Origin of the sequence: Bradyrhizobium sp. F1.13.3 (genome assembly GCF_040548265.1) — a bacterium.
In the GTDB taxonomy this organism is placed as follows: Bacteria; Pseudomonadota; Alphaproteobacteria; order Rhizobiales; family Xanthobacteraceae; genus Bradyrhizobium.
Window position 1 is genome coordinate 96,261 of sequence record NZ_JBEPRI010000009.1, and the last position, 26,824, is coordinate 123,084.

General features: G+C 64.2%; 25 protein-coding genes. 9 read left to right on the top strand and 16 right to left on the bottom strand.

All coding sequences use genetic code 11. The annotated features are described in order from the left end of the window. Nucleotides 1–33: 33 nt before the first annotated feature. From ABIB66_RS23965 to ABIB66_RS23985, 5 genes are all read right to left on the bottom strand, one after another. Nucleotides 34–1,434: an aspartate ammonia-lyase gene (locus ABIB66_RS23965; RefSeq protein ID WP_354207806.1), complete on the bottom strand. Its 1,401-nt coding sequence runs from the start codon at nucleotides 1,432–1,434 to the stop codon at nucleotides 34–36. 30 nt (nucleotides 1,435–1,464) lie between these two features. Beyond that, nucleotides 1,465–2,001, bottom strand: a complete 537-nt coding sequence (locus ABIB66_RS23970; protein WP_354207804.1) for a hypothetical protein — start codon at nucleotides 1,999–2,001, stop codon at nucleotides 1,465–1,467. Nucleotides 2,002–2,048: 47 nt separating this feature from the next. After that, the gene (locus ABIB66_RS23975) at nucleotides 2,049–2,651 is read right to left on the bottom strand and encodes a YqaA family protein (protein ID WP_275170877.1); all 603 of its coding nucleotides are present in this window, start codon (nucleotides 2,649–2,651) and stop codon (nucleotides 2,049–2,051) included. A 45-nt stretch (nucleotides 2,652–2,696) separates the two neighbouring features. Continuing rightward, nucleotides 2,697–3,101, bottom strand: a complete 405-nt coding sequence (hisE, locus tag ABIB66_RS23980) for a phosphoribosyl-ATP diphosphatase (RefSeq protein WP_275170876.1) — start codon at nucleotides 3,099–3,101, stop codon at nucleotides 2,697–2,699. A gap of 115 nt (nucleotides 3,102–3,216) precedes the next feature. Next, nucleotides 3,217–3,585: a hypothetical protein gene (locus ABIB66_RS23985; RefSeq protein WP_275170875.1), complete on the bottom strand. Its 369-nt coding sequence runs from the start codon at nucleotides 3,583–3,585 to the stop codon at nucleotides 3,217–3,219. Nucleotides 3,586–3,813: 228 nt separating this feature from the next. Between ABIB66_RS23985 and ABIB66_RS23990 the strand changes: the two genes are divergently transcribed. The 6 genes from ABIB66_RS23990 (at nucleotide 3,814) to ABIB66_RS24015 (ending at nucleotide 11,443) form a co-directional block, all read left to right on the top strand. After that, complete coding sequence (locus tag ABIB66_RS23990; RefSeq protein WP_354207801.1) at nucleotides 3,814–4,860, top strand: ABC transporter substrate-binding protein; 1,047 nt, start codon at nucleotides 3,814–3,816, stop codon at nucleotides 4,858–4,860. 89 nt (nucleotides 4,861–4,949) lie between these two features. After that, complete coding sequence (locus ABIB66_RS23995; RefSeq protein ID WP_354255901.1) at nucleotides 4,950–6,746, top strand: glucan ABC transporter ATP-binding protein/ permease; 1,797 nt, start codon at nucleotides 4,950–4,952, stop codon at nucleotides 6,744–6,746. A gap of 201 nt (nucleotides 6,747–6,947) precedes the next feature. Continuing rightward, nucleotides 6,948–8,396 (top strand): D-alanyl-D-alanine carboxypeptidase family protein, encoded by a 1,449-nt coding sequence (locus ABIB66_RS24000; RefSeq protein WP_354207797.1) that lies wholly within the window; start codon nucleotides 6,948–6,950, stop codon nucleotides 8,394–8,396. Between the two features lie 189 nt (nucleotides 8,397–8,585). Then, nucleotides 8,586–10,268, top strand: coding sequence for a long-chain fatty acid--CoA ligase (locus ABIB66_RS24005; RefSeq protein WP_354207795.1), 1,683 nt, complete (start codon nucleotides 8,586–8,588; stop codon nucleotides 10,266–10,268). 15 nt (nucleotides 10,269–10,283) lie between these two features. Continuing rightward, complete coding sequence (locus ABIB66_RS24010) at nucleotides 10,284–10,838, top strand: DUF924 family protein (RefSeq protein WP_354061047.1); 555 nt, start codon at nucleotides 10,284–10,286, stop codon at nucleotides 10,836–10,838. Between the two features lie 119 nt (nucleotides 10,839–10,957). After that, nucleotides 10,958–11,443, top strand: a complete 486-nt coding sequence (locus ABIB66_RS24015; RefSeq protein ID WP_275170869.1) for a peroxiredoxin — start codon at nucleotides 10,958–10,960, stop codon at nucleotides 11,441–11,443. A gap of 125 nt (nucleotides 11,444–11,568) precedes the next feature. Here the strand turns inward: ABIB66_RS24015 and rnhA are convergent, their stop codons facing one another. From rnhA to ispH, 3 genes are read right to left on the bottom strand one after another with little or no spacing between them, the layout of a single operon-like run. Further along, nucleotides 11,569–12,033: a ribonuclease HI gene (gene rnhA / locus ABIB66_RS24020; RefSeq protein ID WP_007597503.1), complete on the bottom strand. Its 465-nt coding sequence runs from the start codon at nucleotides 12,031–12,033 to the stop codon at nucleotides 11,569–11,571. Next, nucleotides 12,030–13,013 carry a homoserine kinase gene (locus tag ABIB66_RS24025; protein WP_275170868.1) on the bottom strand — a complete coding sequence of 328 codons (984 nt, stop codon included), beginning with the start codon at nucleotides 13,011–13,013 and terminating at the stop codon, nucleotides 12,030–12,032. Before ABIB66_RS24025 ends, rnhA begins: the two co-directional genes overlap by 4 nt. 6 nt (nucleotides 13,014–13,019) lie before the next feature. Continuing rightward, nucleotides 13,020–13,988 (bottom strand): 4-hydroxy-3-methylbut-2-enyl diphosphate reductase, encoded by a 969-nt coding sequence (ispH, locus tag ABIB66_RS24030; protein WP_007597506.1) that lies wholly within the window; start codon nucleotides 13,986–13,988, stop codon nucleotides 13,020–13,022. A 253-nt stretch (nucleotides 13,989–14,241) separates the two neighbouring features. Here ispH and ABIB66_RS24035 point away from each other — a divergent pair, with 253 nt between their 5' ends. Beyond that, entirely contained in the window at nucleotides 14,242–14,937 is a 696-nt protein-coding gene (locus ABIB66_RS24035) for a DUF1013 domain-containing protein (protein WP_027565675.1), read from the top strand. Nucleotides 14,938–15,023: 86 nt separating this feature from the next. Here ABIB66_RS24035 and ABIB66_RS24040 read toward each other — a convergent pair whose 3' ends face one another. From ABIB66_RS24040 to ABIB66_RS24060, 5 genes are all read right to left on the bottom strand, one after another. After that, on the bottom strand, nucleotides 15,024–15,770 hold the full coding sequence (locus tag ABIB66_RS24040) for an OmpW/AlkL family protein (protein ID WP_354255904.1): 747 nt from the start codon (nucleotides 15,768–15,770) through the stop codon (nucleotides 15,024–15,026). Between the two features lie 163 nt (nucleotides 15,771–15,933). Then, nucleotides 15,934–16,203, bottom strand: coding sequence for a hypothetical protein (locus ABIB66_RS24045; RefSeq protein WP_275170866.1), 270 nt, complete (start codon nucleotides 16,201–16,203; stop codon nucleotides 15,934–15,936). A 182-nt stretch (nucleotides 16,204–16,385) separates the two neighbouring features. Beyond that, entirely contained in the window at nucleotides 16,386–18,308 is a 1,923-nt protein-coding gene (locus ABIB66_RS24050; protein WP_354061037.1) for a propionyl-CoA synthetase, read from the bottom strand. Between the two features lie 141 nt (nucleotides 18,309–18,449). Beyond that, nucleotides 18,450–19,835, bottom strand: a complete 1,386-nt coding sequence (locus ABIB66_RS24055) for a tetratricopeptide repeat protein (protein ID WP_354207790.1) — start codon at nucleotides 19,833–19,835, stop codon at nucleotides 18,450–18,452. Nucleotides 19,836–19,964: 129 nt separating this feature from the next. Further along, entirely contained in the window at nucleotides 19,965–20,723 is a 759-nt protein-coding gene (locus ABIB66_RS24060; RefSeq protein WP_354207788.1) for a tetratricopeptide repeat protein, read from the bottom strand. A gap of 95 nt (nucleotides 20,724–20,818) precedes the next feature. On the opposite strand from ABIB66_RS24060, the gene ABIB66_RS24065 reads away from it, so the two are divergent. Both ABIB66_RS24065 and ABIB66_RS24070 read left to right on the top strand, forming a co-directional pair. Further along, the gene (locus tag ABIB66_RS24065) at nucleotides 20,819–22,396 is read left to right on the top strand and encodes a cation:proton antiporter (protein WP_275170863.1); all 1,578 of its coding nucleotides are present in this window, start codon (nucleotides 20,819–20,821) and stop codon (nucleotides 22,394–22,396) included. Nucleotides 22,397–22,476: 80 nt separating this feature from the next. Next, the gene (locus ABIB66_RS24070) at nucleotides 22,477–23,247 is read left to right on the top strand and encodes a hypothetical protein (RefSeq protein WP_354207786.1); all 771 of its coding nucleotides are present in this window, start codon (nucleotides 22,477–22,479) and stop codon (nucleotides 23,245–23,247) included. A gap of 161 nt (nucleotides 23,248–23,408) precedes the next feature. On the opposite strand, the gene ABIB66_RS24075 is transcribed toward ABIB66_RS24070, so the two are convergent. The 3 genes from ABIB66_RS24075 to ABIB66_RS24085 form a co-directional block, all read right to left on the bottom strand. Then, nucleotides 23,409–24,215 (bottom strand): SDR family NAD(P)-dependent oxidoreductase, encoded by an 807-nt coding sequence (locus ABIB66_RS24075; protein ID WP_354255907.1) that lies wholly within the window; start codon nucleotides 24,213–24,215, stop codon nucleotides 23,409–23,411. 93 nt (nucleotides 24,216–24,308) lie between these two features. Further along, nucleotides 24,309–24,722 carry a DUF1850 domain-containing protein gene (locus ABIB66_RS24080; RefSeq protein ID WP_473266251.1) on the bottom strand — a complete coding sequence of 138 codons (414 nt, stop codon included), beginning with the start codon at nucleotides 24,720–24,722 and terminating at the stop codon, nucleotides 24,309–24,311. Continuing rightward, nucleotides 24,683–26,791 (bottom strand): TRAP transporter permease, encoded by a 2,109-nt coding sequence (locus tag ABIB66_RS24085; RefSeq protein WP_354255910.1) that lies wholly within the window; start codon nucleotides 26,789–26,791, stop codon nucleotides 24,683–24,685. The genes ABIB66_RS24080 and ABIB66_RS24085 overlap by 40 nt, the downstream gene beginning before the upstream one ends. Between the last annotated feature and the right edge of the window lie 33 nt (nucleotides 26,792–26,824).

The window sequence follows — 26,824 nt, forward strand, 5'->3', positions numbered from 1 at the left end:
CCAACGCGCGGAATTCAGCGCGGGACGACGCCATCACGCAATCAAATCCGGATTGATCAGCCGCTCGAACGAGAACATCTCGTCCCATTTCTCTTGAGTCAGCAGCTTGCGCTCGACCACGACGATCTGGTGCAGCGACTTGCCGCTCTTGTAGCCCTCGCGCGCGATCTCGGCGCATTGCTTGTAGCCGAGCAGCGGCTTCAGCACCGTAACGATACCCAACGAGTTCAGCACCATGTTGCGGGTATGCTCAGCATTGGCAGTGATGCCGATGACACAGTTCTCGCGCAGGCTGTTGACCGCGCGCTCCATGGTGCGGATCGAGAAGAACAGCGCGAACGAGATCACCGGCTCCATCACGTTGAGCTGGAGCTGACCCGCGGATGCCGCGAGCGTCACGGTGGTGTCGAGCCCGATCACGAGGAAGCTGGTCTGGTTGACGACCTCGGGGATCACAGGATTGACCTTGCCGGGCATGATCGAGGAGCCCGGCTGAAGCTGCGGCAGGTTGATCTCGTTGAAGCCGGCACGCGGGCCGGAGGCGAGCAGGCGGATGTCGTTGCAGATCTTCGTCAGCTTGCTCGCGGTGCGCTTGAGGACGCCGGAGAGCTGCACATAGGCGCCGGTATCCGACGTCGCCTCGACGAGGTCGCCTGCAAGGATGAAGTCGACACCGGTGAGCGCGCTCAGATGCCGGACCGCGAGCTTGGGATAGCCGTGCGCCGCGGTGACGGAGGTACCGATCGCGGTGGCGCCGAGATTGATCTCGCGCAGCAGCGCGCGGGCCTCGGAGATGCGATCGACCTCCTCGCCCATGGTGGTGCCCCAACCGCGGAATTCGGCGCCGAGTGACATCGGCACCGCGTCCTGCAAATGGGTGCGCCCCATCTTCAGCACGCGATCGAACTCCCTGCCCTTGGCGAAGAACGCCTCCTGGAGCTGACGCAGCGCCGTCATGTAGCTCTCGAGCCGAAGGATCAGCGCCAGCCGAAAGGCGGTCGGATAGGTGTCGTTGGTCGACTGGCCGTAATTGACGTGATCGTTGGGGCTGACGTGCTGGTAGTCGCCCTTCGCAAAGCCGAGCGATTCCAGCGCGAGATTGGCGATCACCTCGTTGGCGTTCATGTTGGTGGAGGTGCCGGCCCCGCCCTGGATGAAGTCGGTGACGAACTGGTCCATCATATCGCCGGCGATGACGCGATCGCAGCCCACGATGATGGCGTCCGCGACTTTGGCGTCCACCGCGCCGAGATCGCGGTTGGCCATGGCGGCGGCTTTCTTGACGTAACCAAGCGCCTTCACGAAGTAAGGCTCCTGGTTCATCGGAATGCCGGTGATGTGGAAGTTCTCCTTCCCGCGGATGGTCTGGACGCCGTAATAGATGTCGTCGGCGATCTCACGCTGTCCGAGGAAGTCCTGCTCCGTGCGGCTCATAGGCGCTCCTTGCTTGCTCGCGCGACGTCCTCAGTTCTGACACAGCGCGCTGGTGACGAAGGTATCCGTGCGGCAGTCATCCGGTTTGCGTTGCCTGCCCGGGATCAGAACCTTGGCCGAGCACTTTTCCGCGGAGTCGGCATTCAGGCTCTTGCCTTCCGTGTAGCCCTTGCTCTGGCAGAGTTTGTCGGCGGCGAGCTTGCAGTCGGGCGCGCCGTTCGACGAGGCCGGACAAGCTACGCGTCCCGACACCATGGTCGACGGCTTCGCCAGGCGCGACAAATCGTTCATGGTCTCACTCGGGCTTTTGATCGGCGGCAGGATCGAAGGCAGCTTGTCAAACAGCTTGCCCATTTCGTTGATCAGCCCGGGATTTTCCTCATGCGCCGGCGGCGACGAAGGAGCTGTCGAGGGCGCCGGTGCGGCCTGCTGTCCTTGCTCCTGCAAGCCGAGCGCCGGCGGCGCGGATTGCGGCCATCCGGTACCACCGGTACCCAGCAGGAGCGAAAGCACCGCAAATGTCAGCGTCCCCAGTCGCTGGACCGGAAGGCCGGATGGAAGCATCATGGCGCCAACCGTAGCCGAACCTGGCGCGGTGGCAAAGCGCCTTGGGGTTAGATCAATTTGACGGCGACGACAAAGCCGAGCACGAGCACCGCAGCGCCGATTGCCACCACCAATCCGAGATGCTTCTCGATCCTGACCCGGATCCAGTCGCCGTAGCGGTTGAGCAGGATCGCAACGATAAAGAAACGCCCGCCACGCGCCACGATCGAGCACAGGATGAAGAGCCCGATATTGTAGCCGGCAAAGCCGGACGTGATGGTCACGAGCTTGTAGGGGATCGGTGTCAGGCCCTTGAGCAGGATGATCACGGCGCCCCATTCGGCATAGGAGGCGCGGAAGGCGTCGACCTTGCCGCCGAGGCCATAGACCTCGATCAGCCAATGGCCGACCGAGTCGAAGAGCAGCGCACCGATGGCGTAGCCCAACAGGCCGCCCAACACCGACGTCGCAGTGCAGATCGCCGCATAGACCCAGGCGCGCTGCGGGCGCGCCAGTGACATCGGGATCAGCATCACGTCCGGGGGGACGGGAAAGAAGGAGCTTTCAGCGAAAGCCACGGCGCCCATGATCCAGAGCGCGTAAGGCTTGTGAGCGGCGTCGATGCACCAGTCGTAGATACGTTTCAGCATGGCGCCGCGATGAAGCACCATGGGACGGATTTGTCCATGCCGAGATGGGACCGATTTGTACCAATACTAGTGGCGCTTGCGGGCGGTGCGGCCTTCGAGCGCGACGATAGGCCGCCTGGCGGCGACGCGCGGTGACGCAACTTTGGGCAGCTTCATCGCCGATTTCGGCAGTTTCTCCGCGATGCCGAGCATGTCTTCACGCCGCGTCATCTCGCGCCAGACGTCCTCGGGGCGCACGCCGGCCGAGGCCCACAGCACGGTGAGATTGTAGAGCAGATCGGCGCTTTCCCGGACCACGGCCTCGGTGTCGCCATTGACCGCATCGATGACGACCTCGATGGCCTCTTCGGCCAGTTTTTTCGCCATTTTGGACGGCCCACGCTGAAACAGCCGGGCCGTACGCGATGTTGCCGGATCGAGATCTTTGGCCGCGAGCACAGCCAGATATAGCCGCTCAAGCGAATCACTCATGTACGCAAAGCTACTCTAAACCCATAGCGGGGACGTTAACGCACGACAACAAAAGCAAAAAGCCGGCCGTCGCGGCAAGCGCGACGGCCGGCTGGTCAAACCTTGCTAGCCAAAGCTAGTAGCAAGTCGAAAGGTTACCTTGGCCGCCCTGCGCGGACTGGTATGGGCCGCCGCAACGGTGATACGGGCGCGGACCGATATACGAGTCGCCGCCGTAATAGACCGGACCGTCGTCGTAGTAGACCGGGCCGCCGCCGTAATAGGCAGGAGCATCATAAGCGTAGGCGTCACGGGTCGCTGCGATTGCGAGGCCGGTGCCGATAGCACCGGCAATGGCTGCGCCGGCAAAGGCCGCGCCGCCGCCACCATGCCAATGACGGCCGCCCGCGTATGAAGCGGTCGGAGCCATTGCGGTCAGCGCCAGCACCGCGGTGGTAGCGAGAACGGCCTTACGGCCGGCAAATCCCGAAAATCTATCAAACATGTCCTGGACCCTCCTTGGGACCTCGAATGGTGCCTGATGACAGGCTCGTGTCTCTCAAACACCCGCATCCCATGTTGGGTTCCCCTCCCCCAACACAAGCTGAACGGGGTTGCGTGATCGTGACGCAACCGCCGCTCATCCGCCGTTCATATTGGCGCAAACAGACTGCTATGCCCGCCGGCGCTGCGAGCGTGACGAAACCACAACAATGCGGGACCGGCGCGACTGATGTTCGGATTCAGGACCACTGCCCTTCGCTGCCTGCCGGCCCTTGCAATCTTGCTTGCCGCGCTGACGGCGCGCGATGTCTCGGCGGCCGAGACCGCCGTGCCTTCCATTGCGATCCACTTCACCTTCGACCGCCCGATCGATGCGAGCATGGCGCCGTTCTTTCTTGCCGCAAAGGACGGCAGCTTCGGCGCCGAACGTCTCAACGTCTCCTTCAGCAGCGCGGCCGGATCGCCGGAGGCGCTTGCGCGCGTCGCCAAGGGCGACAGCGAGCTCGCGCTGGTCGACATCAACGAGCTGATCCGCTTCCGCGACAAGGATGCGACACCGGTCAAGGCGGTGTTCGTGCTGTTCAACCGCGCGGCCTACGCGATCATCGCCCGAAGGAGTCGTGGCATCCACCTCCTTCCCGACCTGGACGGCAAGACCGTCGGCGTTGCCGATAGCGATCTGTCGATGCGGCTATGGCCGGCATTGGCGCAGCAGAACGGCATCGACACGGCTCACGTGAAATTCCACAAGATCAGCGCCGCGGTGCGCGAGCCGATCCTCTCCGCGGGACAGGTCGATGCCGTCGCCGGCTTCAGCTATCTCTCGGCAGTGAACCTGCGCGACCGCGGCGTGCCGGGCGACGATCTCGTCACGCTTCGCTATGCCGACTATGGTTGCGAGGCCTATGGCTTTGCCGTCGTGGTCAACCCGGCTTTCGCCGCGGCCAAGCCGGACACCGTGAAGGGATTCGTCCGCGCATTGATCGCCGGCATCAACGCGACCGTCAAGGATCCGGCGCGCGCGGCGGGCGAGGCCGCGAGCCGCATCGACGACGGCGACCGCGATCTTGAGCTGGAGCGCCTGCGCACCGTCCTCGTCGACAACATCCTGACTGACGAGGTCCGTCGCAACGGCCTCGGCGACATCGACCCGGCGCGCATGGATCGCTCGATCGACCAGATCGGGCAGGATTTCAAATTCCGCAAACGGCCGGCGGCGGGCGACATCTTCGACGGCGGGTTCTTGCCGCCAGTCGCAGGGCGGTTGATCAACTGAGCAAAACCGACAGCTTCCGCTATATCTCGCAGCCGATCCCTGATTAGAGTATGGGCTCACTCCGTTCTATCCGCCCGAGCTCCTCGCCCATGCCCATTCTTCGCCTCTACACCCGCGTTCTCGAGCTGCTCGGCAAGGAGGCACGGCTGGGCTGGCTGCTCGCGATCGTCAATCTCCTGCTTGCGGGCTCGCAATTCGCCGAGCCGGTACTGTTCGGCCGGATCGTCGATGTTCTCTCCGGCAAGACGGTCGCAGGCTCCAACTCGGCCTGGCCGTTCCTGGTTGCATGGGTCGCATTCGGGCTGTTCACCATCGCCTGCAGCGCGCTCGTGGCGTTGCAGGCCGACCGGCTCTCCCACCGCCAGCGGCAGGCGGTCCTGACGGACTATTTCGAGCACATCCTGCAACTGCCGCTGACCTTCCACTCCGGTACCCATTCGGGCCGGCTGATGAAGGTCATGCTCAACGGCACCGATGCGCTGTGGCGGCTGTGGCTGGGCTTCTTCCGCGAGCATTTTGCCGCCATCCTCTCGGTCGTGGTGCTGCTGCCGCTGTCGCTCTACTTGAACTGGCGGCTTGCAATCCTGCTGTTCGTGCTCTGCATCGTCTTCACCGCGCTGACCACTTTCGTGGTGCGCAGAACCTTCGGCATGCAGATGGAGGTGGAGGAGCACTACAGCGAGCTTTCCGCGCGCGCTTCCGACGCGCTTGGCAACGTCGCGCTGGTACAGAGTTTCGTCCGCGTCGAGTCCGAGGTGAAGGGCCTGCGCTCCGTCGCCGACCAGTTGCTAGCGGCGCAAATGCCTGTGCTGTCGTGGTGGGCACTCGTCACCGTCATCACGCGCGCCTCCACCACGATCACGGTGCTCGCGATCTTCACTTTCGGCATCGCGCTGCACGACCAGGGGCTGACCTCGGTCGGCGAGATCGTGATGTTCGTGAGCTTCGCGACGATGCTGATCCAGAAGCTGGAGCAGGTCGTGAGCTTCATCAACAACGTTTTCATGGAAGCCCCGCGCCTGCGCGAGTTCTTCAACGTGCTCGATGCGGTGCCTGCGGTGCACGACCGGCATGACGCGATCGATGCGGGTCGGCTCTCCGGCCTCGTCGAATTCAACGACGTCACCTTCTCCTATGACGGCAAGCGGCCGGCGGTCGAGGACCTCTCCTTCACCGCGCTTCCGGGCCAGACCATCGCGCTGGTCGGCGCGACCGGCGCCGGCAAGTCGACGGCGATTGCGCTGCTGCATCGCGCCTTTGATCCGCAGTCCGGCTTCATCAGGATCGACGGCATGGACGTGCGCGGGGTGACGCTGACATCGCTGCGGCGGAACATCGGCGTGGTCTTTCAGGAGGCGCTGCTGTTCAACCGGTCGATCGCGGAGAATTTGCGCGTCGGCAAGCCGGACGCCACCGAGGGCGAGATGCGCAAGGCGGCGGAGCGCGCGCAGGCGCTCGAATTCATCGAGCGCAGCGGCGGCTTCGAGACCAACGCCGGCGAGCGCGGCCGCATGCTGTCCGGCGGTGAGCGCCAGCGGCTGTCGATCGCCCGTGCATTGCTGAAGGATCCGCCGATCCTGATCCTGGACGAGGCGACCAGCGCACTCGACGCCGTCACCGAGGCCAAGGTGAATACCGCTCTCGACGAAGTGATGAAGGGCCGCACCACCTTCGTGATCGCCCACCGTCTCTCCACCATCCGCAATGCTACGCGGATCCTGGTGTTCGAGAACGGGCGTGTGATCGAAAGCGGAACTTTTGATGAACTCGTGACCAAAGGCGGCCTTTTCGCCGACCTCGCCAGGGCTCAGTTCATGGTTCAGGAGAACGCACGGGCCAGCGTGACAGCGGCTGAGGCTGCCGCGACGGCAGCCAAATCGCCTTAGCAAGCCCCTTGGCAAGTTCTCATAGAATCGTCGAAATTCGGCCTATTTCATTGCGGAATACCCCGGTGATGCCCCTATTCGCGACGCACGAGCCGGTATAGGTTTGCGGCGCCGCAAGCGGCGGCGCTGGATTTCAGAACCGAACATCAGATCACGAGAGCCGACCGGAACCGGCGGGTCTCCAAGGACCGGAATCGGATAGTGCACGCTCTTCGCCCGCTGCTTCGTCAATCCCTGTTCAACCTGCTTGCTGCGGGACTCGCGTGTGCCGCATTACTGGCGCCGCGCGCGGCGAGCGCCGAAGCGCTGCTCCTGATCGAGGCCGATAGCGGCAAGGTGCTGCAGGCGGAAAACGCGACCATTCCCTGGTATCCGGCTTCCGTCACCAAGATCATGACCGCGTACGTGACGCTGAAGGCGGTCAAGGACGGCAGGCTCACACTCGACACACTGCTCACGGTGTCGCCGACGGCAGCCTCGCAGTCGCCCTCGAAGATGGGGTTTCGCCCGGGAACGCAGCTTACCGTCGACAACGCACTCAAGATGATGATGGTGAAATCGGCGAACGATATGGCCGTCGTGCTCGCCGAAGGCGTCGGCGGTTCGATCGACGGTTTCTCGGCGCTGATGAACGACACCGCGCAGAAGCTCGGCATGACGCAGACGAGCTACGTCAATCCGAACGGCCTGCCCGCCGACGGACAGATCACCTCCGCGCGGGATCTCGGCATTCTCGCACGCTCGTTCCTGCGCGATCTGCCCGAGTACGAGTATTTCGTGCACATTCCGGCAATCCGCTTCGGCAAGCGCGTCACCGGCAATTTCAACAAGCTGATCGGTCGCTATCCCGGCGCCGACGGTTTCAAGACCGGCTTCATCTGCGCCTCCGGCTACAATCTCGTCGCATCGGCCACCCGCAACGGCCGCCGGCTGATCGCCGTCGTGCTGGGCGCCAACTCCGGGACCGCGCGCGCGGTGAAGGCGGCGCAGCTGCTGGAACGCGGCTTCTCGCAAGACAATCTCACCTGGCTCCGGCCCTCGCTCGGCACCGTCGACAAGCTGGTGCCGGTCGACGCCTCGCCGCCGAACCTGCGTGACGACATGTGCGGCGGCCATCGCAAGCGGCCGGCCAGCGACGATGACGACGCGCTGATCGCGACCAATGGCGGCATGTCCGGATCGGCCTCCGCCACGGGGGGCGAAGCTCAGGTCACCTTCTTCACGGCCGGGCTTCAGCCGCCCCTGATGAAGGCCTCCGAGCTGATGGCCTCGGCCCCGGCGGCGGCCGAACCCGTGCTGGTGTATACCGGTCCGACCCGCACCGGGACCGCCCTGATCGCGGCGGTCGCGGCGGATGCCGACCAGCAGGCCACGCCAAAGCCGCGTGGCAAGAAGTCGCGCGTCGCCAAAAAGCCCGACGCGGCAGACAAGCCGAAAGATGCCAAGACGGCGGCAGCGAAGCCCGATGCGAAGCCGGCGGCGGCCGCAAAGCCGGCGGACGGCAAGTCCGCAGCCAAGCCGGCCGGCACCAAGCATGCCGCAGCCAAGCCCGATGCAGTGGCAAAGCCTGCGGCGAGCGGCGAGCAGGCGGCCAAGCCCGCCAAGCCCAAGGCCGCCACCAAGCCCGCCAAGCCGGCCAACAACAGTTAACGCCGACGCGAGGCGAGACCGCGCCGCACTTCGCACTTGCGGCAGCGCCGTTTGCGAGGATTCCGGTAGCCACTCCCTGACGTTTGTCTTAAGCCTCGACCGCTTGCCACCCGTTCCGGCAGGCTCGATACTGACGGCAATGAGGCAAGCCCGAGACACAACGGGCTCTGGTCAATGAGGGGAGTTTCCATGGAGCGCATCTGGCTTAAGCAATATCCGCCCGGCGTCCCCGCCGATATCGAGCCGACCCAATATTCATCGCTGGTCGACCTCCTGGAGGAGAGCTTCGCCAAGTTCGCCGACCGCAAGGCGTTCATCTGCATGGACAAGTCGATCAGCTATCGCGACCTCGACCAGATGTCGCTGGCGATGGCGTCCTACCTGCAAGGGCGAGGCCTGCAACGCGGCGCCCGCGTTGCGATCATGATGCCGAACGTGCTGCAATATCCGATTGCGACCGCAGCCGTGCTGCGCGCCGGTTTCGCGGTGGTCAATGTCAATCCGCTCTACACGCCGCGCGAGCTCGAGCACCAGCTCAAGGATTCCGGCGCCGAAGCCATCATCGTGCTGGAGAATTTCGCCCACACCGTCGAGCAGGTGATCGCGAAGACGCAAGTCAAGCACGTCATCGTCGGCAGCATGGGCGACCTGCTCGGCTTCAAGGGCGTGATCGTCAATCTGGTCGTCCGCCGCGTCAAGAAGATGGTGCCGGCCTGGTCGCTACCAGGCGCGGTGTCCTTCAACGACGCGATCTCCGCCGGCCGCTCTCTGGCCTTCAACAAGCCGAAGCTGTCGCCGGGCGACGTCGCCTTCCTGCAATATACCGGCGGTACCACCGGCGTGTCCAAGGGCGCCACCCTGCTCCACCGCAATATCGTCGCCAACGTCCTGCAGAACGATGCCTGGCTGCAGCCCGCGATGGCCGCGCCGCCGCATGTCGATCAACTCATGGTCGTCTGCGCGCTGCCGCTCTATCACATCTTCGCCCTGACGGCCTGCTACCTGCTCGCCGTGCGCGCCGGCGGCTGCAATCTCCTGATCCCCAATCCGCGCGACATCCCGGGCTTCATCAAGGAATTGGCGAAGTATCAGGTCAACAACTTCCCGGCCGTGAACACGCTCTACAACGGCCTGATGCACCATCCCGACTTCAAGAAGCTCGACTTCTCCAAGCTGAAGATCTCGAACGGTGGCGGCATGGCGGTGCAGCGCCGGGTCGCCGAGCAGTGGAAGGCGATCACGGGCTGCTCCATCGCCGAAGGCTACGGCCTGTCGGAGACATCTCCGACGCTGACCTGCAACACCACGACCGATCCCGAGTTCAACGGCACCATCGGCATCCCCGTGCCCTCGACCTGGATCTCGATCCGCGACGACGACGGCAACGAGATGCCGCTCGGCCAGCCCGGCGAGATCTGCGCCAAGGGCCCGCAGGTGATGTCGGGCTACTGGAACAGGCCGGAGGAGACCGCCAAGGTGATGACCGCGGACGGTTATTTTCGCACCGGGGACATCGGCATCATGGACGAGAGGGGATACACCAAGATCGTCGACCGCAAGAAGGACATGATCCTGGTCTCCGGCTTCAACGTCTATCCGAACGAGATCGAGGAAGTGATCGCGAGCAACCCGGGGGTGCTCGAATGCGCGGTCATCGGCATTCCCGATTCCAAGTCGGGAGAGGCGGTGAAGGCGTTCGTGGTCAAGAAAGACCCGAACCTCACGGCGGAGGCCCTGGTCAAGTTCTGCCAGGAGCAGCTGACGGGCTACAAGGTGCCCAAGCACATCGAATTCCGCACCGACCTGCCGAAGACCAATGTCGGCAAGATCCTGCGCCGGCAGCTGCGCGACGAGAAGGCGGAGGCGGCCTAAGCGCCTCTTTCGTTCATGACTGATTTCGGCAACATCAGCCCGGCCGGCATCCTCGCCTTCTGGCACGAGGCCGGCCGCGATGCCTGGTACGAGCGCGACGACGCATTCGACGCGGAGGTCAGGCGCCGCTTTCTCGCGCTGTGGCAGAAGGCGGTCGCCGGCGAGCTCGCGTCATGGGAGGAGACCGACGAGGGCGCACTCGCGCTCGTCATCGTGCTCGACCAGTTTCCACGCAATATGTTTCGGGGCACGTCGCAGGCCTTTGCCAGCGACGCGCTGGCGCGCGACGTCGCCCGCCGCGCCATTGCGCGGGGTGCAGATCAAAGGATCGACCCGGTCCTGCTCGAATTCCTCTATTTGCCTTTCATGCATTCCGAGCACCTGCCCGACCAATTGCACTGCGTCGCGCTGTTTCAAAACACCGACAATGCCGAAAACCTGAAATACGCGCGTGAGCACGCCGATATCATCCGGCGGTTTGGCCGCTTTCCTCACCGCAACCGTCTGCTCGGCCGTGACACCACCCCGGACGAGCAGGCCTTCCTCGACGGCGGCGGGTTCGCCGGCTGATGACATAACGGTGAAGGGTCCCGCCCTCACCGCTTCCCGTATCACTATCCGTGTCGGCAATATTGTGCAGGCCCGCCGCACGGTCTAAAAAGCGGGACCGATTTTCAGGGAGACTAACGATGGCGATCCAGACTGGCGACAAGCTGCCCGAGGCGAAATTCCGCGTGATGACGGCGGAAGGTCCGCAGGTGAAGACCACCGATGAGATATTCAAGGGCAAGAAAGTGGCGCTGTTCGCGGTGCCGGGCGCCTATACCGGCACCTGCCACAAGATGCATCTGCCGAGCATCTTCCTCAACGCCTACGCCATGAAGGACAAGGGCGTCGACACCATCGCCATCGTCTCCGTCAACGACGCCTTCGTCATGAACGCGTGGAAGCGCGACACCGACCAGCGCGACGAGGCCATCTTCCTCGCCGACGGTAATGCCGACTTCGCCAAGGCGATCGGCATGGAGCTCGACGCCTCCGGTAACGGTCTCGGCATCCGCTCCAAGCGCTATTCGATGCTGGTCGAGGACGGCGTGGTCAAGAAGCTGAACCTTGAGGCGATGCCCGGCAAGGTCGAGGTGTCCGGCGGCGATACGCTGCTGGGGCAGCTGTAAGCTTCAGACCCAGCCCTTTCGAAGAATGACGTCATGCCCGGGCTTGTCCCGGACATCCACGTTCTTGGTCGTGCGCGGGAAGACGTGGATGGCCGGTCAAGCCCGGCCATGACGAACGGAGAGACCTACTCCGCCACCCGCGCCTGCAACCGCGCCTTCACGATCCCGTCGCGCGCGAGCTGATCGGCGCGTTCGTTCTCGGGATGCCCTGCGTGGCCCTTGACCCAGTGCCAGCGCACGTCGTGAGCCTTCAGCGCGGCATCGAGGCGCTGCCATAGCTCGACATTCTTCACCGGCTTCTTGTCGGCGGTGCGCCAGCCGTTGCGCTTCCAGCCGTGGATCCAGCCGGTGATGCCCTGACGGACATATTGGCTGTCTGTGTAGAGATCGACAGTGCACGGCTTCTTCAGCGCTTCCAACGCGGAGATCGCCGCCATCAATTCCATCTGGTTATTGGTGGTATGGCGCTCACCACCGTTCAGCTCTTTTTCCTTGTCGCCGAACTTCAGGATCGCGCCCCAGCCGCCGGGCCCCGGATTTCCCGAGCAGGCGCCGTCGGTGTAGATCGTGACAATCGGGAGCTCGCTCACGCCACCAGCCCCGACGGCGACAGTCCGTAGTCGCGCACGCTGGAAACGCTCTGGTGGAAGCGCAGCTTGCGGACATATTCCAGCGGATCCTTCGGTCGAACCAGCGCGCCGGGCGGAACATTGAGCCAGTCGACCAGCCGCGTCAGCAGGAAGCGCATCGCGGCGCCGCGCGCGAGCAGCGGCAGCGCTGCCTCTTCCCCCTCGGACAGCTTTCGCACGCGGCCATAGGCATTGAGGAAGGCCCGCGCCTTGGTGACGTTGAAGGAATGATCCGGCTCGAAGCACCAGGCGTTGAGGCAGATCGCGACATCATAGGCAAGCCAGTCATTGCAGGCGAAAGTGAAGTCGATGATCCCCGAGAGCTTGTCGCCGAGAAAGAAGACATTGTCGTTGAAGAGGTCCGCGTGGATCACGCCTTCGGGCAGCTGTGTCGGCCAGACCCCGCTCTCGAGGTAGTCGAGCTCGTGGCTCAGGAACGCGCGCAGGCCGGGCTGCATCTCGTCGGCCCGGTGTGACGCCGCATCGAACAGCGGCCGCCAGCCCGGGACCGACAGCGCGTTCGCACGCCTGATCGCGAAATTCGCGCCGGCCAGATGCATCATGGCGAGCCCCTCGCCGACGCCGGCGCAATGGGCCGCGTTCGGCTTGCGCGGCCAGACGCCTTCGAGAAAGGTGATGATCGCGGCCGGCCGGCCCGACAGCTCGCGCAACGCCTCGCCGTCCATCCCCTTCACCGGCAGCGGACAGTTGACGCCGTGCTCGGCCAGATGCGTCATCAGCGCGAGGAAGAACGGCAGATCGTTCTTCGCCACGCGCTTCTCATAGAGCGTGAGGATGAACGATCCCTTGGTCGTATGCAGCAGGAAGTTGGAATTTTCGACGCCCTCGGCGATGCCCTTGTAGGAGAGCAACTCGCCGAGATCGTATTGGTTGAGGAAGTCCGCAAGCTCGTCGGCGGCAACGTCGGTGTAGACCGCCATGAAGGTCTACTCGGCGGCGGCTTCGGGGCGCACCTGACGCGGCAGCGGGAAGAACTCGTTCTCTTCCGCGGCCGAGACCGTCTCCACATGCAGCGTGAAGCGCTCGGCGAACGCGTCCATGATCTCCTCGACGATGACTTCCGGTGCCGAGGCGCCAGCGGTGATGCCGAGGCTGGTGATGTTCTCGAACCGCTTCCAGTCGATTTCGGTGGCGCGCTGCGCCAGCACGGCGATCGGGCAACCCTCGCGCTCGGCGACTTCGCGCAGGCGCTGCGAGTTCGACGAGTTAGGCGCACCGACTACGATCAGGGCGTCGACCACCGGCGCCACCTTCTTCACCGCGAGTTGGCGGTTGGTGGTGGCGTAGCAGATGTCTTCCTTGTGCGGCCCGTTGATGTTCGGGAAGCGCTCCTTCAGGAGCGCCACGATCTCCGCGGTGTCGTCGATCGACAGCGTGGTCTGGGTCACGAAGGCGAGGTTGTTCGGATCCTTCGGGGCGATGGTCTTCGCGTCCTCCGCGGTCTCGATCAGGGTCACGGCGCCGGTCGGGAGCTGCCCGAGCGTGCCCACCACCTCCGGATGATGGGAATGGCCGATCAGGAAGATCTCACGGCCGCGCTTGAAATGGATTGCGGCCTCGCGGTGCACCTTGGTGACCAGGGGGCAGGTCGCATCCAGCGAGAACAAATTGCGGGACGTGGCGTCGGCCGGAACCGATTTCGGCACGCCATGGGCCGAGAACACCACCGGCGCGGTGGTGTTTTCCGGGATCTCGGCGAGTTCCTCGACGAAGATCGCGCCTTTCTTTTTCAACCCATCGACGACGTATTTATTGTGCACAATCTCATGGCGAACATAGACGGGGGCGCCGTATTTATCGAGTGCCCGTTCCACGGTATCGATCGCCCGGACCACCCCGGCGCAGAAGCCACGGGGAGAACAAAGCACGATCTTGAGGTCTGGTTTGGCTGACATTGAGCGATCTCGGGACCGAATCACCTCGCCAAATGGGCGGGCAGCGGTCGATGGATGAATAGGGCTTGGGTACGGTCTTACAGGGACTTCAGAGGGAATTGGGCCCCCTTTCGGGCGCTGTCAAGGCACTATCTATAGCAGAACCATTGCGTGGCTACCCCCTCCGGGCTTATATAGCCCGAATTCCCAGTCATCGCTGATGACCACCGGTTTCGCCTCCAAAGGGGTGGGCGAAGCACAAAGGAGATTTGCCATGAGCAACGCACCTCTGATGCCCAAGGCGACCGCCGTCTGGCTGCTCGACAACACCGCGCTGACCTTCGATCAGGTCGCCGATTTCACCAAAATGCACCCCCTCGAGGTGCGCGCGATCGCCGATGGCGACGCCGCCCAGGGCATCAAGGGCATGGATCCCCTCTCGAATGGCCAGCTGACCCGCGAGGAGATCGAGAAGGGCGAGAACAACCCGGACTACCGGCTCCGCCTCCAGGAGAGCAAGGTGGTGCTGCCGCCGCAGCCCAAGCGCAAGGGCCCGCGCTACACCCCGGTCTCGCGCCGCCACGAGCGCCCGAGCGCCATCCTCTGGCTGCTGCGCAACCATGCCGAGCTCAAGGATGCCCAGATCATGCGCCTGGTCGGCACGACCAAGAGCACGATCGCCAGTGTCCGCGATCGCACCCACTGGAACACCTCCCAGCTGACGCCGATTGATCCCGTCACCCTCGGCCTCTGCTCGCAGATCGAGCTCGATTTCGAGGTCGCGCGCGCGGCCAAGGAAAAGCCGATCGACGCAGCCTATGGCGGCGCCACCCTGCTGCCGGCCTCCGAAACCACCAAGAAGGACGAGTACGAACCCGCGGAGAGGTCCAGCGACGATCTCAACGTCGATGCCGTGTTCGCCAAGCTGAAGACGCTCGGCGGCAAGAAGCAGGACCAGGAGGAGGAGTAATCCTTCGCTCCCTGCTGGTCATCGAATGGGAATGCGAACGCGGCGGGGCCAACCCGCCGCGTTTTTGTTTGTGGCTTCCGCAAACTTCAGAACTTATACGTCACACCACCGCCGACCAGCCACGGGTCGATATGCGCGGTGCCGGTGACCGGCAGACCACTGACCGTCGCCGAATAGTCCGGCCGCAACCAGAGCTTCTTGACGTCCACGTTGAGGCCCCAGTGCCGATCGAGCATGTAGTCGAAGCCGAACTGCACCGCGCCACCGAAGGCGTTGCTGACATGCAGGCTCGTGGTGGTGGCGACGATCGCGGGCGGACCGACGATCGCGGCCGGCGTATTGGCGGCCGAGTTGTTGAAGAACACGGTGTAGTTCACGCCGGCGCCGATGTACGGCTTGAACGCGCCGAAATTGTCGAAGTGATATTGCAGGGTCAGCGTCGGCGGCAGCAGCGTGGTCTTGCCGATCGGCAGATTTGCAAGCGAGCCGGTGCCGCTGATCGAATGCCGGGTCACGCCGAGGATCAGCTCGGCCGCGATATTCCTGGTGAAGAAATAGCTGATGTCGAGCTCAGGCACGACCTGATCACTGATCGAGAGGCCCGAATTCGGCGAAGACAGCGATGGAACGCCGGCGACATTGACGGTGGAGCCGCCCGCATCCGGCAACACGCCTAGCACCCGCAAACGCACCATCCAGGGATTGAAGGCTTCTACCGACGGCGGCGCCTTTTTGTAGATCGGCAAGTCGGCGGCCCGCGCCGGGGCAATAGCCCCCACCAGCGCCGCACCCAGCGCCGCGAGCCGCGCCACGCTTCTTATCATTTCGTCCATTGCATTCCCCTTCAGCCATGTGCGCGCTTCGTTGCGCGACATCAGCGTCAGAGCAGAAAGGCGATGGTGAAGGATTTGATGCCGATCAAATCAGGACAAATGCGATTGCGATTCGACTGCGGCGTTGCAGATGTGTCGCGGCAGGATAATGCCGCAGCTTACATCATGGCCGGTCCGGATGGTTCAGCATGTATTCGCCGAGGTCACGCTGGCGACGGTCGGCGCGGGTGGTCGCGGCACTGCGCTGGACGTCGCGGTCCTTGCGACAGGCCACGTATTCGGGTGAGCCGGCCGCATAGCCGCGGCTCTGGCAGACCGCGTCGTCATCATCGCCGCCCATCGCCACCGGCGTCTGGTAGCGCGCGGAGCAGGCGGAGAGAATGATGGCGAGCAGCACAGCTGCAAGCAGGCGCGGCGCAGCGGCGAGTGGCATACGAGGTCCCCTATTGGCCCGCTCTGTTTAGCGCGGAATGAGGAGAATGTAAGTCCCTGGACGCCGTTCCCGCTACCAGTGTCATTCCCCGCGAAAGCGGGGAATGGCCTGCCGGCGCAGGCGATGACAGCGGGATTGGAGAGGCGGCGTCGCGCCTCAATGGCTATCCTCGCAAAGCAAATTCACACCCGCCCCTTCAGCGCGTCGCCGATCTCGTCGAGCACCTTGGGGTCCTCGATCGTCGCCGGCATAGTCCAAGCTTCACCATCCGCTATCTTCTTGATGGTGCCGCGCAAGATCTTTCCGGAGCGCGTCTTGGGCAGGCGGCCGACGGTGATGGCGAGCTTGAACGCGGCAACGGGACCGAGCTTGTCGCGCACCAGCGCGATGATCTCCTTCTCGATCTCGGCGGGGGCCCGCTTCACACCCGCCTTGAGCACCAGGAAGCCGCAGGGGACCTCGCCCTTGATCGCGTCCTTGACGCCGAGCACGGCGCATTCGGCGACATCGGGATGCGAAGCCAGGATCTCCTCCATGCCGCCGGTGGAGAGCCGATGGCCGGCGACGTTGATGATGTCGTCGGTGCGGCCCATGACGAAGACATAGCCGTCTTCGTCCTTGTAGCCGGCATCCGACGTTTTGTAGTAGCCGGGGAATTCGGTGAGATAGGCTTCCTTGAAACGTTCGTCCTGATTCCACAGTGTCGGCAGGCAGCCCGGCGGCATCGGAAGCTTGATGACGATCGAGCCCATGGTGTTCGGACCGACCGGCTTTGCCGCTTCGTCGACCACGTCGACCTGGTAGCCCGGCATCGGCACCGTCGGCGACCCGTGCTTCACCGGCAGCTGGCCTAAGCCGACCGGATTGCCGGCGATGCACCAGCCGGTCTCGGTCTGCCACCAATGGTCGATCACAGGCACTTTCAACTGCTGCTCCGCCCATTCCACCGTCGGCGGATCGGCGCGCTCGCCGGCCAGGAACAGCGTGCGGAACGTCGAGAGGTCGTATTGCCGGATGAATTTTCCTTCCGGATCTTCTTTCCGTATCGCGCGGAACGCGGTCGGCGCAGTGAAGAAGGCGACAGCCTTGTGCTCGCTGATCACGCGCCAGAACGCGCCGGCATCGGGCGTGCCGACCGGCTTGCCCTCATACATGATCGAGGTCGCGCCGTGCAGCAGCGGGCCGTAGACGATGTAGCTGTGGCCGACCACCCAGCCGATGTCGGAGCCGCACCACCAGACCTCACCCGGCTTGACGCCATAGAGGTTGAACATGGACCATTTCACCGCGACGAGATGGCCGCCATTGTCGCGCACGACGCCCTTGGGAATGCCGGTCGTGCCTGAGGTATAGAGGATGTAGAGCGGATCGGTAGCGGCGACGGGCACGCAGGGCGCCTGCTTGCCGTCGTTCATCGCCTTGCGGCGCAGGCCCGCCCAATCATAGTCGCGGCCGGGCGTGAGGGCGCAGACGAGCTGCGGACGTTGCAGCACGATGCAGGCCTTCGGCTTTGCGCCCGCAAGCCTGATCGCCTCGTCGAGCAGCGGCTTGTACTGCACGATCCGGCCGGGCTCGATGCCGCAGCTCGCCGACAGGATCAGCTTTGGCTGCGCATCGTCGATGCGGGTGGCGAGCTCTTTCGCGGCAAAGCCGCCGAACACGACGGAGTGCACAGCGCCAATGCGCGCGCAGGCGAGCATCGCGACGACGGCCTCCGGGACCATCGGCATATAGAGGATGACGCGATCGCCCTTGGCGACACCAAAATCCTGCATGATGGCGGCGAGCGCCTGCACTTCGGCCAGCAGTTCGGCGTAGCTGAGTTTGGTGACGCTATTTGCCAGCGGCGAATCATGGATCAGCGCGATCTGGTCGGCGCGGCCGCGTTCGACGTGGCGGTCGAGCGCGTTGTAGCAGGTGTTGACGACGCCACCGCTGTACCAGCGGCCGTAGACGCCCTGCGAGGGATCGAAGATCTTTTTCGGCGGCTCGATCCAGTCGATCTCCTTGGCCGCCTCGGCCCAAAAGCCCTCAGGATCGGCCAGCGAACGCGTATAAACCTCGTGATAGAGGCTTTTTCCGTCGACGTTTCCTCGGACGTTCATTCCCGCGCTCCCTCCCTTATCCGCCTGGCCTTGACCTTGTGGCAGGACAAACGTTCCGCCATGACAGGGATCAAGTACCGGCCTTGTTTGAGGGGTATTTTCCCGGGAACGGGCCGCGGTTCAAGCTCAAAAGAACAATGCTCAGCTATCCATCGCATTCAGCCGCTGCAGCCGCTCCTGCATGACCTTCTTCAGATCATAGCCCGGGCGGCCGAAACTGGTATTGCGGGCGGCGAGGAAATCGCGCTGGGTGCGACGGAGGTCGCCGGCCGGGCGGGACCTGGCCGATTTCAGCACGCGCTCATAGGTCTCGGCGATCTGGCGATCGAGCACGCCCAGCTGTGGATCGGCACAAATTACCTTCTCAACCTCGCGATTCGCAGTGGCACAATCGAACGACGGGCCATTGCCGGAATTCGCTGCGAGCGGCCGCAGCAGCTCGCCGCCGAATTTCGCGATCTCCGCGATCATAGCGCGGCGGCCGGCGGCGGCGTTGTCATTGCCGGGATCGAGTTTGAGCGCGGTTTCGTAGTCGGCCAGCGCCTTCCTGCGCTCGCCCGTCTTCTTGTAGAGCACGGCGCGGTTGTTGTAGGTCTGCGCAAAATTCGGATCGAGTTTCAGCGCGGCCTCGTAGTCGCTCAGCGCCGCGCCAAGCTCACCCTTGAGGTGATAGGAGTCGCCGCGGTTGGTGAAGAAGTTCGGCCGCGGCGCCAGCCGCAGCGCCTGATCGTAATCGGCAATCGCCTTGTCGTACTCGCCCATCGCAGCCAGCGACAGCCCGCGATTGTCGTAATATTCGGGCACCTTCGGATCGAGCCTGATCGCCTCGCCGTCGTCGGCAACCGACTTCTCGAGCTGGCCGAGCTTCTTGTAGGCGGCGCCACGATTGGTGTAGCTGCGCGGCCGGTTCGGATCGAGCCGCAACGCCTCGCTGAGATCGCGGATCGCCTTCTCGTTGTCGCCGCCGAGATAATAGGTCACGCCGCGGTCGGACCAGGCCTGTGCCTTGTCAGGCTTCAGCTTGATCGCCTGGTCGTAATCGGCAAGCGCGCGATCTAGCCGGCGCTGGTTGGTGTAGACGACGCCGCGCAGCTCGTAAGATTCCGAATCCTGCGGATCGAGCTCGATGGCCTTGCTGAGGTCCGCCGCGGCGCGGTTGAGATCGCCGCCGGCCTCCCGGAGGAGATCGCCGCGCAGGCGCCAGGTTTTTGCGTTTTTGCCATCGAGCGCAATGGCGCGATCGATATCTCGCAGCGCCTGCGTGAGGCCGCCCGAGGTCCGCGCATTGGCGTCGGCGCGCACCAGCAATGCCGCGGCGCGATCGGAGGATGGATTTGAGGCTTGGTCAATGATGGCGCTGCAGGCCGGGATCAGCTCAGCCGGGACGGTCTTGCTCCCCATCACGCAATCGACACCGGCCGACGAAGGGGCGACGAGGATGACGCTCATTGCCGCGCTGAGAAGGAGCGAGCGAAAGGAGATTTTTGCAAACGAGAACATTTGCGCGGAAGGATGCGTGCCGCACATGGCATAGGACTCCGGGACATCAGGCTTTCACCATTGTCGCCGCGGCCAAAGAATCGGTTCAAATCGAGGCGTGTCAGGGGCGTATCGACCCCTCCCTTGCTCGCCCGCCTTACGGGGACACGAGGAGCCTCAATACCCGTCAGCCCCGTTCAGCCGCCGCAGCCGCTCCTGCATCGCCTTCTTCAAATCGTACCCCGGCCGGCCGAACCCGGCATTGCGGCGGGCGATGAAATCGTCCTGCTCGCGTTGAAGCGCCTTCGCTTCGCTTGCATTGCGCGCTTCGCGCAAAACGCGCGCGTTGGCCGCAAAGACCTCGCGATCGAGATCGGCGAGCTCGCGGTTGGCGCAGATCGCCTTCTCGACGGGGCGGCGCGCACCCTTGCAAATGAAACTGGGCTTGCCCGCGACCGCCATCTGCGCGCCGATCCGCTCGATCTCGCGCGCCATCGCCTTGTGATTGGCCTTGGCCTTCTCGTGGTTCGGATCGATTTTCAATGCCGCGCCGAAATCCTGCACCGCCTTCGGCTTGTCGCCCTTCCTCAGCCAGAGCTCGCCCCGCGCGTTGAAGACATCGGCGAGACCGGAATCGAGCTCCAGGGCGCGGCTGTCATCGGCTATCGCGCGGTCGACCTGATCACGCCGAGAAAACAGCGCGCCGCGCGCGGTCAGGGCCTTGATCAGGTCGGCCTTCGCCGTCTTCTCGTTGTCGATCACGGCAGCGCAGACCGTGGCGGCCTTGTCAATGTCGTCGGCTGCGGCAGCCGCGAGGCAGGGCGCGATGTCGACCTGCGGGACCGCGGCCGGTTCGCCGCCGGTCGCAGCATGAGCGGCAGCGAACGAGAGCGCGAAGAGCAACCCGACGCCGGACCATTGAATGAGAGAACGCATGCTCGCCACAGTTGGAAAGTCTTGAGTTAAGGTCCGGGTTGAGGTCTTGCCTTATGGCCGCACTATCCATCATACGGCCGGATTGGTGCTAGCTTGTGGCGCCGCTCAAATCGGTTTCGGGGATCAACGTGTCGACATTCGAATGGATCATTGTGCTTCTGCTCGGCGCCGTTGCATTATCGGCGCTGGCGCGGCGGATCAAGGTCCCCTACCCGACCTTTCTCGCGATTGGGGGCGCGCTGATTGCGTTTGTGCCATCGAGCCCGTCCTGGACGCTGGAGCCCGATCTGGCATTGGCTCTTTTTGTCGCACCGGTCCTGCTCGATGCCGCCTTCGACACGTCGTTGCGCGATCTCCGCAACAATTGGGTTCCGGTCGCCACCCTGGTCGTCGCCGCCGTCGGCCTGACCACGGCCGCTGTGGCCTACGTCGCGCACCGGCTGATGCCTGACATGCCCTGGGCCGCCGCGGTTGCGCTCGGCGCCATCGTCGCCCCGCCGGACGCGGCCGCCGCAGTCGCGATCCTGAGCCAGGTGAAGCTGCCTCACCGCATGGTCAAGGTCCTGGAAGGCGAGAGCCTGCTCAACGACGCGACCGCGCTCCTGATCTATCGCATCGCGGTCGGCGCGGTCGCCACCGAGCATCTGGCATGGAGCCAGATCGCGCCGACCATGGCGCTGGCGCTGGTCGGCAGCGTCGTCGCGGGCCTGGTCGCAGGCCGCATCATCCCGCTGTTCATGGAACGCGTGAAGGAAGCGCCGAGCGCGATCATCGTGCAGTTCGCCACCACCTTCATGGTCTGGATTGCCGCCGAACATCTCGGGCTCTCCGGCATCCTCACCATCGTAGTCTACGGCATCACCATCGCGCGCACGGCGGGGGCACGCATGCCTGCGCGGCTGCGTGTACCTTCCTATGCGGTGTGGGAGACCATGGTGTTCGTGCTCAACGTGCTCGCCTTCATGCTGATCGGCATGCAGATGCGGCCGATCTGGACACGGCTCGATGCGGACGTGCGCTGGGAGTATTGCGTGGCCGCGGCCTGGATCCTGCTCACGGTGGTCCTGGTGCGCCTGGCCTGGATCACATTCTACCGCACGACGCTGCGCGCGCTGATCGCGCACGGGATCTATCACGCCAAGGATCCGAAGCAGGTCGCCTCGGCCAAGGGCGGCCTCATCATCTCCTGGTGTGGCATGCGCGGCCTCGTCACCCTCGCCACCGCCTTTGCCTTGCCGGAAAGCTTTCCGCATCGTGACTTCATCGTCTTCTCGGCGTTTGCCGTCGTGCTCGGCACGCTAATCGTGCAGGGCCTGACGCTGCGGCCGCTGATCCTGGCGTTCGGCCTCAAGGACGACGATCCCGTCGGCATCGAGGTCGCGCGCGCCCGCGCCGTCGCCTATCGCGCGGCGCTCGACGCGATCGAGGACGATCCGTCGGAGGAAGCGGAAATCCTGCGGCTCGAATATCGCGCCATCCTGATGCAGGCCGACGACGATCCCCATGGCGGCATCACGAACGGCGAACTGCCCGCCGACCCGCTACGCCGTCGTGGCATCGCGGCCGCGAGAAAGTCGATCTTCGACCTTCGCGCAAAGGAAGTGATCGGCGACGATGCGTTCCATCGGATTGAGGAAGAGCTCGATCGCGCAGAATTGAGCGCCGGCGGTTAAAATCCTGTTGGACGCGACCAGCGCCCTGCACAGGTGGTTAGGGGCTTGAACCAAACGCCATCTCTTCAGACAAACTCCAGATGACGACCCTGATCGACGACCGTCGTGTGCGCGCGCGAGATGCGTCGCCCGCACGATATTTCTATCTCCACATGGCAATGGCCTGCGCGGCCACCGCTTTTCTCGGCTTCGCACCGACCTATTTTGTGCCGCTCGCGCAACGGACACTGTCCGCAAGTCCCGTCATTCATTTCCATGGTCTATTGTTCTTCACCTGGTCTCTCTATTTCGTGATCCAGACATGGCTCGCCGCCTCAGGTCGCGTGGTCAATCACCGTGCGCTCGGCATCGCCGGCGTTTCGCTCGCGACCGCGATGACGATCTTCGGCTTCCTTGCCTCCGTGCATGTGATGCAGCATTCCGCGGCGCTCGGACAGAAAGAGGCCGGCATCGCCTTCTCGATCGTGCCGATGAGCGGGATCGCGTTCTTCGCTGGTGTATTCGTGCTCGCGATCATGAACACGCGAAAGCCTGAGATTCACAAACGTCTGATGCTGCTCGCGGCGGTCTCTATCCTTGATGCCGCGATCGCGCGCTGGTTTCTCACCTTCCTCGCGCCTCCGGGACCGCCCGGGCCACCGCCGGTGCCCGTCACCATCGCGCCCGCGATGGTCGCTTCGCTGCTGCTCGTCGTCGCCATGGTACGCGACTGGCGCACCGGGGGCCGCGTGCACCCGGTCTACATCACCGGCACGCTCGCGCTGCTGGCGGTGAAGGTGCTGAACTGGCCGATCAGCGAAACGGCGGCATGGCATTCATTCGCCGGCGGGATTCTCGCGCTGGCGCAGTAGAGCAGCTCACGTAACCGTCACCCTGAGGCGGCCGCTTTTTCAGCGGCCCTCGAAGGGCGACGGCCCGGCTGCATCGTGGCCGCTCATCCTTCGAGGCTCCCCATGGCGCGCGTTGCGCCCCATGGCTCGCGCCTCAGGATGACGGAACTGACTGAAGTGCTTTAGGCCCCCGCCTTGCACGTGATCCCGCCGTCAACCACGAGCTCGATCCCCGTCACATATTTCGCTTCGTCCGAGGCCAGGAACAGCGCTGCGTTGGCGACGTCGAAGGCGTCGCCCATGTGACCCATCGGCACTTGCGCATCGCGCGCGCGCCACATCGCTTCGACGTCGCCCTTGGCATAGCTGGCGGCGAGACCGGCGGAATGCTCCACCATCGGCGTCTTCATCAGGCCGGGCAGGATCGCGTTGACGCGGACATGGTGGCGCGCGAATTCGATCGCGGTGGTGCGCGTCATCTGGTTCATCGCCGCCTTTGAGGTGCCGTAGGTGACGTAGGAGATGCCCATGTGGCGGATCGAGGCGATCGAGGAGATGTTGATGATCGAGCCGCCGCCCTGTTTCACCATCAAAGGGATAACGTGCTTCATGGCGAAATAGGCGCTCTTGAGGTTGACGCTGAAGACGCGGTCCCAGCTCTCCTCGGTCACCTCGACGACGCTGCCCATCTCGGCGATGCCGACATTGTTGTCGAGCACGTCGATGCGGCCATAGGCCTTCAGGCACGCTGCGACCATCGCCTCGACCCCGCTCGCACGAGATACGTCAGCCGTGAAGGCAGTCGCCTTGCCACCTGCGCCGGTGATGATCTTCGCAGTCTCCTCGGCGGCTGCGCCGTTGCGATCGACGCAAAACACCTGCGCGCCCTCGCGTGCAAAGGTCACCGCGGTGGCCTTGCCGTTGCCCCAACCGGGTCCGATCGAGCCGGCGCCCACCACCATTGCAACCTTGCCCTTGAGCCGATCCATCGCGTTCCTCCCGTGTTGTTGTTCTTGCAGCCCGGATGGAGCGCAGCGCAATCCGGGGTCGCTTTCCCCAGATTGCGCTGCGCACCATCCGGGCTACGGATCTTTGCAGACGCTCATCTTTGTGACGTTAGCACCAATGGGATGACCGACAATCTCGGACAACGTCCGGCACTTGCCGTCATGGCATAGCCGCCATTCGCCAGCCGCGCCCGAATTGCCCAGCACGACCTCCGGCATCGGCGCCCGCGCGGGCCTCCACTGAAACCAGCCGTCGACCAGCCGCGCCTCGGGCGGCGGCTCCATGCCGGGGCCGGTGCCCTTCACGCGGGCCTGCACCAGTTCGAGCCCGGCGGGGGTGACGCGCCAGTCTTCCTGCCAGTCGACCTTCGCGATCGAATGCGTCCACACCAGCGTGAACGCGGACAGCGCCAGCGCCTTCACGCCTGAGGCTGTGACGAAGCAGAGGCTCACACCGCCTCGACCGGCGCCGGCGGACGCCGCCGCCACTGCCACAGCACGATTGCCGCGGCGAGCAGGAAGCCCGCGGTGTCGCTGAACGGGAAGTCGCCGAGCAGGCACAGCGCGCCAGCAAGCGCGACGACACGTTCGAGCAGCGTCAGCCGCGTGAACAAAAAGCCGATCGCGACCATGCCGAATAGGGCGATCGCCACCAGGGCCTTCAAGGCAGCCAATGCCACCGCGCCGTAGAAGCCGAGCTTGGCAGCCATGGGATCGCCGGCCTGCAGCATCAGCGCCGGCGAATAGACGAAGATGAAGGGGATGACGTAGCCGGCGAGCGCGATGCGCATCGCCTCCCAGCCGATCTTGTCCGGATTTTCCTTCGCGATCGGTGCTGCGGCTAACGCCGCCAACGCCACCGGCGGCGAGAGGTCGGCCATGATGCCGTAATAGAACGCGAACATGTGGCTCGCGATCAGCGGCACGCCGAGTTTCGCCAGCGCGGGCGCCGCGAGCGCTGCCGTGATGATGTAGGTCGGGATGGTCGGGATGCCGGTGCCGAGCAGGATCGACAGCAGCATGGTCATGATCAGCGCCAGGAACAGGCTCTTCTCGCCGAGGCCGATCACCCAGCCGCCGAAGATGGTGCCGACGCCGGTCTGCGACATCATGCCGATGATGACGCCGACGATGGCGCAGGCCATGCCGACGGTGATGGCGGATTTCGCGCTTTCGGCCAGCGCATCGCGGCAGGCGCGCAAGGCGGAAAATCCGCCACGCACGAACGCAGTGATCACGATCAATGCGACGACGACGCAGGCGACCGGCACGATCTGAAGGCCGTCGCGCGACAGCGCGGCAACGACGAGCGCGAGCCCGATCCAGAAGATGTAGCGGATCGCCATCGAAGACGCGCCCGTCGTGATGGCGGTGCCAAGGATCAGCCCCACCGTGAGCGCGAGGCCCATGCTACCGGCATAGAGTGGCGTAAAGCCTTCGAACAGCATGTAGACGAGGGCTGCGAGCGGCAACACGAGGTACCAACCCTTCACCAGCGCCTTCCAGGCGCTCGGGGTCTCCGACTTCTTCATGCCCGTGAGGCCGTGCTTGCCGGCTTCCAGATGCACCATCCAGAAGGCGGAGGCGAAATAGAGCATCGCGGGAATCGCGGCCGCTTTCACGACCTCCGAGTACTGGACACCGAGCGTCTCCGCCATGATGAAGGCAACCGCGCCCATCACCGGCGGCATGATCTGCCCGCCCATTGAGGCCGTCGCCTCGACGCCGGCCGCGAACGCGCGGCGATAGCCGAACCTGATCATCAGCGGAATGGTGAACTGGCCGACGGTGACGACGTTGGCAACGCCGGAGCCGGAGATCGTGCCCATCATGCCCGAGGCGAACACCGCGACCTTGGCCGGGCCGCCGCGGGTCCTGCCGAATAACCCAAGAGAAACGTCGGTGAAGAGCTGGATCATGCCGGCGCGCTCCAGGAACGAGCCGAAAAGGATGAAGAGGAAGATATAGGTCGCCGAGACGTAGATCGGCACGCCGTAAAAACCTTCGGTGCCGAACGACAGATGCGTGACGATCTGATCGAAATCATAGCCGCGATGGTTGAGCGGCGACGGCAGATACTGGCCGAAGAACCAGTAGACGAGGCAAGCGCCGCACATCAGCGGGAGCGCCGCGCCCATCAGCCGCCGGGTGCCCTCGAAAATCAGGATAGCGAGCAGCGTGCCGACCACGAGATCGAGGCGCGTCGGATCGCCGTCACGCGCGATGAGATCCGCATAGAAGATCCACTGATAGAGCCCGCACAGAAGGCCGGCGCCGCCAATCAGCCAGCCGATCGCGCGGCCGAAATCGCTTTTGGCGGTGAAGTTGCCGATCAGGCCGAAGGTGAGGAGAATGAGGAAACCGACATGGACGCCGCGCACCACCTGGCTCGGCAGATAGTTGAAGGCCGCGACATAAAGCTGGAAGGTCGCGAAGGCGATGCCGATCCAGTACGCAAGAGCGCCCCACCAGCCCGGGCCAAAGCCTTCCGGAAAACCGTGCTCGAAATTGTCGAAGTCGACCTTGATGGGCGCTTCGCTGCCCTCTGCTTGCAACATCGATATGTCCCCGCGCCGATCGCCGTGGCGCTT